7 protein-coding genes are annotated in these 10,128 nt (G+C 69.4%); 1 reads left to right on the forward strand and 6 read right to left on the reverse strand.

Annotation, left to right across the window (positions count from 1 at the left end):
- Positions 1-100: 100 nt before the first annotated feature.
- Entirely contained in the window at positions 101-2,050 is a 1,950-nt protein-coding gene (gene nosZ / locus ACLFRB_RS10820; RefSeq protein ID WP_411069025.1) for a TAT-dependent nitrous-oxide reductase, read from the reverse strand.
- 61 nt (positions 2,051-2,111) lie between these two features.
- Entirely contained in the window at positions 2,112-4,346 is a 2,235-nt protein-coding gene (locus ACLFRB_RS10825; protein ID WP_411069026.1) for a 4Fe-4S binding protein, read from the reverse strand.
- Between the two features lie 205 nt (positions 4,347-4,551).
- Here ACLFRB_RS10825 and ACLFRB_RS10830 point away from each other — a divergent pair, with 205 nt between their 5' ends.
- Positions 4,552-5,127: an SCP2 domain-containing protein gene (locus ACLFRB_RS10830; protein ID WP_411069027.1), complete on the forward strand. Its 576-nt coding sequence runs from the start codon at positions 4,552-4,554 to the stop codon at positions 5,125-5,127.
- A 124-nt stretch (positions 5,128-5,251) separates the two neighbouring features.
- Here ACLFRB_RS10830 and ACLFRB_RS10835 read toward each other — a convergent pair whose 3' ends face one another.
- From ACLFRB_RS10835 to ACLFRB_RS10850, 4 genes are read right to left on the reverse strand one after another with little or no spacing between them, the layout of a single operon-like run.
- Positions 5,252-6,787, reverse strand: a complete 1,536-nt coding sequence (locus tag ACLFRB_RS10835; RefSeq protein ID WP_411069028.1) for a lipoyl protein ligase domain-containing protein — start codon at positions 6,785-6,787, stop codon at positions 5,252-5,254.
- A complete protein-coding gene (locus tag ACLFRB_RS10840; protein ID WP_411069029.1) occupies positions 6,784-7,677 on the reverse strand; it encodes a U32 family peptidase in 894 nt (297 codons plus the stop codon). The genes ACLFRB_RS10835 and ACLFRB_RS10840 overlap by 4 nt, the downstream gene beginning before the upstream one ends.
- 16 nt (positions 7,678-7,693) lie before the next feature.
- Positions 7,694-8,704 carry a peptidase U32 family protein gene (locus ACLFRB_RS10845; protein WP_411069030.1) on the reverse strand — a complete coding sequence of 337 codons (1,011 nt, stop codon included), beginning with the start codon at positions 8,702-8,704 and terminating at the stop codon, positions 7,694-7,696.
- Positions 8,701-9,642 (reverse strand): TIGR01212 family radical SAM protein, encoded by a 942-nt coding sequence (locus tag ACLFRB_RS10850; RefSeq protein WP_411069031.1) that lies wholly within the window; start codon positions 9,640-9,642, stop codon positions 8,701-8,703. The genes ACLFRB_RS10845 and ACLFRB_RS10850 overlap by 4 nt, the downstream gene beginning before the upstream one ends.
- Between the last annotated feature and the right edge of the window lie 486 nt (positions 9,643-10,128).

Below are 10,128 nucleotides of genomic sequence, written 5' to 3' on the forward strand. Positions count from 1 at the left end.
GCGATCCGGCCACGGAGGCATACCATGTCGCGGCCCGTGGCTGCTCCTACCGGGGGTGCTGCCGGAACGAGGGGCGGGCGGACCCGCCCCGGTCCCTCCGTCAGGCCTTCTCCACCAGCATCCTTCCGCGCATCTCCATGTGCATGGCGTGGCAGAACCACTGGCAGTAGTACCAGTGCACCCCCGGCTCGTCCGCCACGAAGGTTACCGAGGAGGTTTGCTGCGGCGAAATCTCCATGCAGACGTCGAAGTTGGTCAGGGTGAAGCCGTGGGTGAGGTCCTCGATGTTGTCCACATTGGTCAGCACCACCGTCACCTCGTTGCCCTCTTTCACCTTGAACTCGTTGATGTGGTACTGGGGCGCCGAGGAGGTCATGTAGACCCGCACTTTGTTGCCGTCGCGGATCACCTCGTTGGCCTTGGTCAGGTCGTCGATGCCGTCGGCCTTGGCCATTGCCTTGACGTCGTCGAACCAGGGATCCTCGCGGTCCCAGATCTTCTTGGGATTGATCTGGTCGGCGCGGGCGATGACGGCATCATGGGGTTCGGCGAAGGTGGGACCGTCGTGGACGATGCGCATTTCGCCGCCCGAGATGTCGATAAGCTGATCGTTTTCCGGCTTCAGGGGGCCGACGTTCAGAAACCGGTCCTTGGAGAACTTGCTCAGGACCATGAGCCACTTGCCGTCGGCGTCCTTGGTCTCGGCGAGAGTGGCGTTGTTGTGGCCCGGCTGGTAGTGGACGTCGAGCTTCTGCTTGATGGGGTTGGTGTCGCCACCCTGGAAGGCCGCGATGGCGTCCTCGATTTTCCACTTGGCCACCTGGGAGTCGATGAACAGGGTGGTGTAGGCGTTGCCCCGACCGTCGAAGGTGGTGTGCAGGGGGCCCAGTCCAACCTCCGGCTCGGCCACCACCGCCTCGCGCGCATCCTTCATCTTTCCCGCGAAGTAATCGTCCAGGCGTTCGATCTCCACCACGGTGACGGTGGGGGAGAGCTTGCCGTTGGCGATGAAGTACTTGCCGTCCGGGGAGGTGTTGATGCCGTGGGGGCCCTTGGGCACGGGGATGTACATGGTCAGGTCCGAGCCCTTGGTGCCGTCCACCACTGGCACGTCGGAATCGCCGATGGTCCGGTAGTCCCCCTGCTTTACCGCCTCCTCGATGCGCGGGATGTTGAAGACCACCACGTGATCGCGGTCCTTGCGCATCATCCCGTTGACCTCCACCGCGTTCTCCGAGTTGTAGCAGGTGGAGAAGGCGTAGGTGCCCTTGAAGTCGGCGTTGGTGTTGTCCAGGTTGCCGTCCACTAGCACCTGCCACTTCACCTCCATGGTCTCGGCGTCCACGCCCGCGAATACCGTCTTGTACTTCTCCGGGCTCTCCATGTCCCGGCCGTCATTGGGCTGGGGGATCATGAACTCGCAGTTGCAGAATAGGTAACCTGTCTTGGGGGCCTTCTGCGGGCGCATCCCGTGGACGGCCTGGGCGTTGGGGATCTGGACGATCTTGTCGGTCTTCATGATGTCCAGGCGGATGCGCGCCACTCGGGAGTTGGCCTTATCGTTGATGAAGCAGTAGCGGCCGTCGTAGCTGCCGTCGGTCATGGACAGGTGCGGGTGGTGGGTGTCGCCGTTGCGCAGCACCCCGCCCTGCTTGTCGGCCCGGCGCTTGCCCGCGGGGGTCAGACCCTCGCGCAGGATCTTCCGGCTCTCGTTGGTGATGCCCCAGCCGGTTGCGCCGTCCCAGTTGAACACCGGGATGCGCATCAGCTCGCGCATGGAGGGCACGCCCATGACGCGCACCTCGCCGCTTTGGCCGCCGCTCCAGAAGCCGTAGTACTCGTCCAGCTCGCCGGGGCCCACGTGGAAGTCCTGTCCGCCCTCGGCGGCCCGGCCGGTGCCGCTGCCGAGGCTCCACCCCCCTGCGGCCAGCCCGGCCCCCACCACCGCGCTGGTGGCCGTGGCGTTGAAGAAGTCCCGCCGGCTGAAGCCGAAGGGGGATGCTTCCCCGGCGTCGGTCTGTTGCTCGAGCGTCTGCTTGTCGTCGCTCATGGCTCTCCCTCCTCCTATGCCCCTGTGGGCGTGATGCCCGGCCCCTGCCGAGGGCCGGTGGTCAATCGTTGACCCGTTTGATCCGGTAGCTCTCCTCGGAGCCCGGATAGCCCAGCGCCTCCTCCATCTCCTTGGCCTTCTTGCGCGCCTTGGGGCCGCGCTCGCGGCGCTTGCGCCGCTGCACCATGGGCGGGCACTTGTGCTCGTCCCAGTAGGTGATCTGGCAGTCCAGGCAGAAATGGCACTCGTTGGGGTTGATGTTGCCGTCCGGGTGGATGGCCTGGACCTCGCACTCGTTGGCGCAGATCTGACAGGGGCTGCCGCACTCCTTGTGCCGCTTGAGCCAGTCGAACAGGCGGATGCGGGCGGGAATGGCCAGCGCCGCCCCCAGCGGGCACAGGTACCGGCAGTAGAATTTGTGCTGGAAGGCCGAGGCCACCACCATCGCCCCGGCGTAGAGGACGAAGCCCCACTCCCGGAAGAAATGCATGGTGATGGCCGTCTTGAAGGGCTCCACCTCGGCGTACTTCTCGGCGGCCGACATGGACTGCAGGCTGATGCCGAACAGCACCAGCAGGATGACGTACTTGATGGCCCACAGGCGCTCATGGACCTTGAAGGGGAAATGGATCTGGGGCAGGCGCAGGAGATAGCGGCCGATGTAGTTGGCGTAGTCCTGCAGGGCGCCGAAGGGGCACAACCAGCCGCAGAACACCCCCCGACCCCACAGCAGCAGGGTCACGGCCACGAAGGTCCAGAGGATGAATACCAGGGGGTCCATGAGGAAGGTGGACCAGGAGAAGTCGCCGAACAGCGCGTTCACAAAGGTCAGCACGTTGACCACCGAGAGCTGGGCTAGGGCGTACCAGCCGATCCATACCAGGGTGAACAGCAGGAAGCCGCGCCTGAGGTAGAACAGCAGGCGGGGACGCTTGGCCAGCCATTCCTGGAAAATCATGATGGCGGTGAGGAGGGTCAGGGCCGCCACGAGGATGCCGATTTGCACTGGCTTGTCGAGCCAGACCCGCTTCCAGGTGGGCACGGGGTCGGTGTCCTGCTCCGCCGGCTGCTCGGCGGCCTCGTAGTATTCCCCGGGCAGCTGATAGCGTCCCGTGAAGTTGACGAACTCCCGCTCCGTGGAACTTACGGAGCGGCCGACTCGGAGGATCAGGTTCCAGGCCGAGCCCGGGTCGAAGCCGAACTTCTCCCGGATATGGAAGATGCCCACCTCCATGAAGTCCGGATGCCCCGCGGGGGCGATGTCTCGGATGCGGTCGTGGTCGAGGTCCTCGAAGGTGACGGTGTCCAGACCCTGCTCGACGCGGATGCGGTCGAAGATCCCCCCGCGCACGTAGCCGCTGCCCTTGAAGGAGTAGGGTCCGGTGCCCATGAGGAGGAGGGCATGCTCGCCCTCTTCCAGTTCGTCCATGAGCCGCTCATAGCGCGTCTCGCCCAGAAGATTGCGGCCAACGGTGGGGGCGTTGAGGTAGGCGTAGTAGAGGTCGATGAAGGTATCTTCGCCCTGGAGCTCGGCCAGCCCGCTCCCGGACCAGGCCTCGGCGACGTCCGCCTCCTCGAACCGCTCATTCACCTCCCCTGCGGTTAGGTGGAGCCGGCGGATCGACCCCTCGCCGAGGAGCTCCTCCCAGGATTTCTCGGTGAACCGGTCCGCCTTGATAGTGGCCGGCTCGCGCTCGGCCACCGCACGTCCTTCGATGATGTCCCGGCTGCGGGCCACCTCGCGGGCGGCGGCCATCACCGTGTCGTTCACCGCCATCACCGTCACGGTGGCGCCGCTGATGCTGTCCAGCTTCACCGAGCCTTCCCCGCCTCCCCCCACCTGGGGGTGGTCCGTAGTGTGGATGCCTGCGTACTGCTTGGCGAAGTCGAACAGGGTGTGCTCGGGGATGCCGATCTTGAGGATGGGCTCCTCGTGGTGGACCACCCGGGCGCCGGTGATGGAGCCGTCAGTGTCCATGCCCACCAGCAGGTTCACCGGCTTCCCGGAGTAGGCGGGGATGTGGACCACCTGATCGGTCTCGAAGAGGTAGCCCACCACCTTTCCGTCTTCGCCTTTGCCCCGACCCTTCCGTTGTCCCCGGTAGACGGGGGCGGCCGGTGGCTCGCCCTCCAGCTCGCCGAGGGAGCGCCCCCCCTCCGGCAGGACCTCCTCCACGGGGTAGTCGGCGGGGAAGGGCTCGGCGGCAGGCACGGGCAGGGCCAGCAGGAGAGCCAGGAGCCCCCCGAGCAGGGCGGCAGCGCGGCCGGATGCCGAAGGCAGGCGGGCGATGGCCAAGGTCGTCCTCACGCGTCGGTGGTGAATGGATCCGCTGGTGTGGCATTTGCCACAGCGGTTGTCCGAAACAATGAACCCTAGCCCTTTTGGGGGAATTGATTGGTGTCAAGGTTATGCAAGTTTGGGGCGGGGATCCTCGGGATCTGACAATCGCGCCCGTTCATCGCGGCTGGCAGGACGGGCGGAGGAGGCAAGGAGGCGGACCATGACCAATCCTTCGACGGCGGTGCTGGACCGGGCCTTCCGGCTCCACCTGCGCTGGTGCCCTGACCGGCTCCACACGGGGGCGGTGAGCCGGGTCTGGAACCATTTGTCGCGAGGCCAGCCCTTCGCGCGGCGCATGCGCGACCTGGACGGCAAGCGGATCGCCGTGGAGGTGACCGATACCGGCAACGTCTGGGCCTTCCAGGTACGGGCGCCCCGGCTTTCCCCCATCCGCCGGGAGGCCGGCTGGGACCTGCGGGTGCGGGGGGCGACGGACGACCTGCTCCGCTTGGCCCTGGGGCTGGAGGACGCCGATACCCTGTTCTTCCATCGGCGTCTGTCCATGGAGGGGGATACGGCTACCGGGGTGTACCTGAAGAACTTCCTTGATGCGCTGGAAGTGGACTGGGAGGCGCACATCCGGACAGTAACGGGGGCCCTTCCGGGTCCCCTGCGGCAGCCGGCCCGCGGGGTGGCGCGGCGCGCCCTCCCGGAGCGGCGCCTGGCGGCGCTCCGGGAGGTGCTGGCCGCAGCGGTGGGAGAGGACATGGGGCGGGCGGGGACGGCCACTTGGTGATGCGGAAATGGATGCAAGAACCCCCGTAGGAGGCCGCTTCAGCGGGCGATCGCTTGCATCCTCCATCCAGGCCGGCTCGGGGGTCGCCCGCCAAAGCGGGCTCCTACAAGTGGGATCCCACGGGTTATTCCTTGCCGGGCAGGTGGGCCAGTACCCGGCGCGTTACCTCGCCATTCAGCTCCGCCTGGGCCTCGAAGGCGCCCCGATAGGCGGCCTCCTCGCGGCCCAGCTCGTAGCAGTTGGCCCCGGCGATATCCAGCAGGACGGCGGGCAAGCCCGCCTCGCGGAAGGCGTATTCCCGCTTGAGGAAGAAGTTGCCGCAGCACATGCCCACGTAGGCCTCCACTCCCTCCGTACCCATGGCTTCCAGGGTCTCGGTGAGGTGCTCGAAGTTGCGCACGGTGGTCACTGGCAAGCCGCGCTCCCGGGCCATGCGGTACACGTCGCCCACCTCGCACTTCCCGCAGTCCGGGCAGCCGTCCCGATGCCGCCATTTGCACCAGGTGGGCTTGGCGCAGTAGGGCACGAGCACGCGCCGGGCGCGGGCGAGGATGGAGGCCGCGTCCTCCCGCCCTTCGGGGTCGTGGACCATGAGGGTGTTGGCGCCCTCGCGATCCAGCTGGAAGGCCTCCTGCTGCCGGGCGCGCTCGGCGGCGAGGGCCACCGCCCGTGCCACCTCCTCCGGACCGAAGCCCACCAGCTCCCCGTCCGTGTCCGCCAGGAACCGGCGTGCCCGCTCCGGGGCCGCTTCCAGGGAGGAGCCTTCCAAGTGGTCGCCCAGACGCCGCAGCAAGTCGGGCGGGGCGAGGTGCAGCGGGCCGCTGAGCTGGGCCTCCGCGACGGTGCGCTGGTCCCGTCCGGGAGCGAGCGCGGCGTACAGCACCCCCCCGGGGACACGCAGGAAAGCCTCCAGGGGCTCCTCCGTCGACAGCAGGCGGGGCGAGGCGAGCGCCTCCGGCGGCTCGGCTGGAAGCCTCGGAGCCCCGCGTTCGAACCGACGCCCCACGGCCTGGCCGAGCCGGGCCTGGATGGTTCCGGTCACCGTCCGTGGATTGGCCGTCGCCGGCTGCAGCTCGGCGAGGGTGGCGAGGCGCTGGCGGGCCCCCGCCAGGCCCTCCGGGGTGAGCTTCTCCTTGGGCACTCGCAGCACCCCCAGCATGGTCTCCACGTCCACGTCGAGCAGCAGGGTTCCATGGGCCAAGACCACCCCGTCCCCGGTGCGCAGAGTGAGCGCGCCGAGCTTCCGCCCCTCCACCTCCAGGGCGTCGCTGCCGTTGAAGGCCGCCGGGATGCCGAGATCCAGCAGCGCCCGGGCCAGGGCCTGTCCCAGGCGCCCCTGCCAGATCGCCAGGCCTTCCGTGGGCGCGCCTTCGGGGAGGGCCAGGGTCCACAGCACCTGGTCGCCGTCCAGGTAGAGGGCGCCCCCGCCCGTGGGGCGGCGGACGATGGGGATGCCCCGGCGGCGGCAATGGTCCGGGCGCAAGGCGTGGCGGGCGTTCTCGAAGGCTCCCAGGCTGGCCGCGGGGGCGCTGCGGTGGAAGCGCAGGGTGGCCTGGCCGGCCTCGCGGGCCAGCCGCCACTGCCGCAGGTCCAGGCGGCGGTTCCGCCCCGCGTCCGCCGGACCGTCGTCCCAGACCCGGATGCGCCCCGCGTCGCTCATGGCTCCATCCCCGTCCGCATGCCGGCGGTGCCGTACCAATAGCCGTTGCACCAGCCGTCCGCGCCGAGGTGGGCCAGATCCGCCTCCGCGGCGAGCGGGTCGCGTTCGCCGTCGGCGGCGGCCCGAAAGGCCTCCACCACCACCTCGGTCTCAAAGGACTGCGGCGAGATGCGCAGCACGTCCACCCCCAGCTCGCGCAGCTCGTCGGTGGCCCAGACCAGGTTGCAGGGCGCTCCGGACTGCAGCTGGATGCCGTTGATGGTGAACAGGTGCTGGTCCTCCTGGGTGTACAGTCCCTTGCCGTCGGGGTCCTCCCCGCAGCGGAAGTAGCACTGGTCCTTGGGCAAGTTGTGGGCGCGCGCCGTGAAGCAGCGGGCGGAAAAGGCCAGGGGCAGCCGGCCGAAGGCGAACACCTCCGTCTGCAGGTCCGCCGGACGCTCCGCCTGGAGGGCGGCCAGGGTCTCGCGGGACAGCTCCACCGGGAGCACCCAGCGCTGGGCCCCGAGCTCGTGGAGCAGGGCGAGGGTCTCGCCGTTGTAGGCGTTGATGTGGGGTCCGGCCACGAAGCCCTCGGTCCCGGTGAGCAGATGCACCGCCCCCATGTCGTTGGCTTCCACGGAGAATTGCCCGTTGGCGCACATCCGCTTGAGCCCTGCCAGCTCCGAATCCGCCTCCAGGAGGGCCTGGGTGGACAGCACCACCTCCTTGCCGGCCGCCGCCAGCTCCGCGGCCACCTCCAGCCAGTCGTCAGGGCCGAGGGCCCGGCGCTTGCCGCACACCACCTCGCCCAGATAGACGATGTCCACCGGCCAATCCCGTGCCCGGGCGTAGAAGTCCCGTACCGCCTCGGCGGACCAGAAGTACTGAATGGGTCCCAGCGCCAGCTTCATGGGAATTGCCTCTCCGTTACTGCCAGGGTCGGTGCAGGGCACCCAGGGTGTGGCTGCCGCCCTCGGAGACCCGGTCCAGGGCGTCCACCCACACCTTCTGGGGCTCGTAGCTGTCGGGGTCCGCCTGGGCGGCGTCCAGGGCGTGGCGCAGCACCCGGGTCACCTGGGCCACGTAGGCGGGGCTGCGCTGGCGGCCCTCCACCTTCAGGGCCCCCACGCCCAGGCGCACCAGGTCGGGGAGCACATCCAGGGTATTGAGGCTGGTGGGCTCCTCGATGGCGTGGAAGACGTGGTCGCCCACCCGGTAGCGGCCCTTGCACAGGGTGGGGTAGCCGGCGTTCTCCTCCGGGCCGTAGCGGTCGATGAGCACGCCGTTGAGGCGGGACTGGCGGGCCTCCTTCGTCTCCTCCCAGCGCACCGCGTGGGCGGGGGAGCAGACCCCGCAGGTGTTGGGGGACTCGCCGGTGACGTAGGAGGACAGGGCGCACCGCCCCTCCACCATCACGCACAGGCTGCCGAAGCCGAATACCTCCACGTCCACCGGCGCCGTGGCCACCACCTGGCGGATCTGGGCCAGGGACAGCACCCGCGGCAGCACCACCCGCCGCACGCCGAACTGGGCGTGGTAGAAGGCGATGGCGTGGCGGTTGGTGGCCGAGGCCTGCACGGACAGGTGCAGCGGCAGCTCCGGGTGGGCGCGGGCGGCGTAGCGCAGCAGGCCGGCGTCGCCGAGGATGACGGCATCCACCCCCAGGGAGGCGGCCTCGTCCACCGCCGCCGCGGCCCGAGACCAGTCCGCCGGTTGGGGGAAGGTGTTCAGGGCCAGAAGCACCCGGGCGCCACCGCCGTGGGCGTAGCGTACGGCTTCCTGGACCTCGCCGTCGCGGTCGAAGTTGAGTCCGGGGAAGTTGCGGGCGTTGGTGCCGTCCCGGAAACCCAGGTAGACGGCGTCGGCGCCGTTGTCCACGGCGGCGCGCAGGGCCGCCGGGCTGCCGGCGGGGCAGACGAGCTCCACGGGGTGGGTCATGGGGGTGTCTCCATGGTGGGGACGGTGGCGGCGGCACCCTGGCGGCTGCCACGAACCGCCAGCTCCGCCTCCAGGGCGTTCAGCACCGGCCACCTTTCCGCGCACCACGTGGGGGCCAGCAGCATGCTCGCGGGGGCGGTGCCGGTGAGCCGGTGAAAGACGAGGTCGGCCGGGGTGCGCTCGACGAGGTCCGCCGCGGCGGAGACGTACTCCGCCCGGGCCAGGGGGCGGTACTCCCCCCGCCGCCACGCGTGCCCCAGGCGGGTGCCGCGCACCACGTGCAGGGGGTGGAGCTTGAGGCCCTCCACGCCTTCCTCCAGCACGTGGTGGAGGGAGGTCCGGAAATGGTGGTCGTTCTCCCCCGGCAGCCCGAGGATCAGGTGGGCGCACACGGGGAGCCCCCGTCGCCGTGCTTCCCGCACCGCCGTCCGGTACTCCCCGAAGCCGTGGCCCCGGTTGACCCGCGCCAGGGTGGCGTCGAAGGCCGACTGCAGGCCCAGCTCCAGCCACACCTCGAAGCCTCGCTCCCGGTACTCCGCCAGAAGATCCAGGACCGCAGGCGGGGCGCAGTCGGGGCGCGTCCCCACCGCCAGTCCCACCACCCCGGGGTGGGCCAGGGCGGCATCGTACAGGCCCCGCAGGTGCCCAGGGTCGGCGTAGGTGTTGGTGTAGGCCTGGAAATAGGCCAGGAAGCGGCGGATCCCGCGCCGGCGACCCAGGTGGGCGGTGCCCGCTGCCACCTGTTCGGCCACCGGGCGGGGGCGCCGCCCGTTGGGGCTGAAGGAGGCGTTGTTGCAGAAGGTACAGCCGCCGCGGCCCTTGGTGCCGTCCCGGTTCGGGCAGGTGAAGCCGGCGTCGACGGCTACCTTGTGCACGCGCTGGCCGTGTCGGGCGCGCAGGTGGCTGCCCAGGGTGTGAACGCGGTCAGTGAGCGCCATGGTTCCGTCGGTTGCATGGGGCGGGTCCCCCGGACGGGACGGTCCAGTCCGAGAACGGGCGGATCCCCGAACGGGGCCGTATGCCCCAAAGCTGGGTGGTGAAATGGGGAATCGGGCTCTCCATTTCCGAAACCCTGGAGAAGGATCGCCGGGGCGGCCTTGACGTGCATCAAAGGGGGCCGGGGATCCGCGGCCCCCTCCCCATCCGGGTAGGTCCCCGTACTCCCCCGAGGGTCCTCCCCCCTACTCTTCACGGTTCTAGGACCGGTTCCCCGCTCCCCCTAAAGTTGATCTCCAAACCGGAAGGGAGGGGATGACCCGTCCGGTTCGGCCCGAGGCCCGCTTCCGTCCGCACGCGGAAGCCCCGGCCCGCGAGCCGGCAGGCCGCAATCGAGGAGGGGCCCATGAAGAACCTGGAAGGCGTGACGCGTGGCGACCAGTACCGTGCGCTGGGGATGAGCACCCTGGCGTTCACGGTGTGCTTCG

It is taken from the genome of Thiohalorhabdus sp., from assembly GCF_046545655.1.
GTDB lineage: Bacteria > Pseudomonadota > Gammaproteobacteria > Thiohalorhabdales > Thiohalorhabdaceae > Thiohalorhabdus.

What these genes read in the sequence shown, in the direction of transcription:
- nosZ (WP_411069025.1), bottom strand. Translation starts at nt 2,050, where the DNA reads ATGAGCGACGACAAGCAGACGCTCGAGCAACAGACCGACGCCGGGGAA.
- ACLFRB_RS10830 (WP_411069027.1), top strand. Translation starts at nt 4,552, where the DNA reads ATGACCAATCCTTCGACGGCGGTGCTGGACCGGGCCTTCCGGCTCCAC.
- ACLFRB_RS10835 (WP_411069028.1), bottom strand. Translation starts at nt 6,787, where the DNA reads ATGAGCGACGCGGGGCGCATCCGGGTCTGGGACGACGGTCCGGCGGAC.
- ACLFRB_RS10840 (WP_411069029.1), bottom strand. Translation starts at nt 7,677, where the DNA reads ATGAAGCTGGCGCTGGGACCCATTCAGTACTTCTGGTCCGCCGAGGCG.
- ACLFRB_RS10845 (WP_411069030.1), bottom strand. Translation starts at nt 8,704, where the DNA reads ATGACCCACCCCGTGGAGCTCGTCTGCCCCGCCGGCAGCCCGGCGGCC.
- ACLFRB_RS10850 (WP_411069031.1), bottom strand. Translation starts at nt 9,642, where the DNA reads ATGGCGCTCACTGACCGCGTTCACACCCTGGGCAGCCACCTGCGCGCC.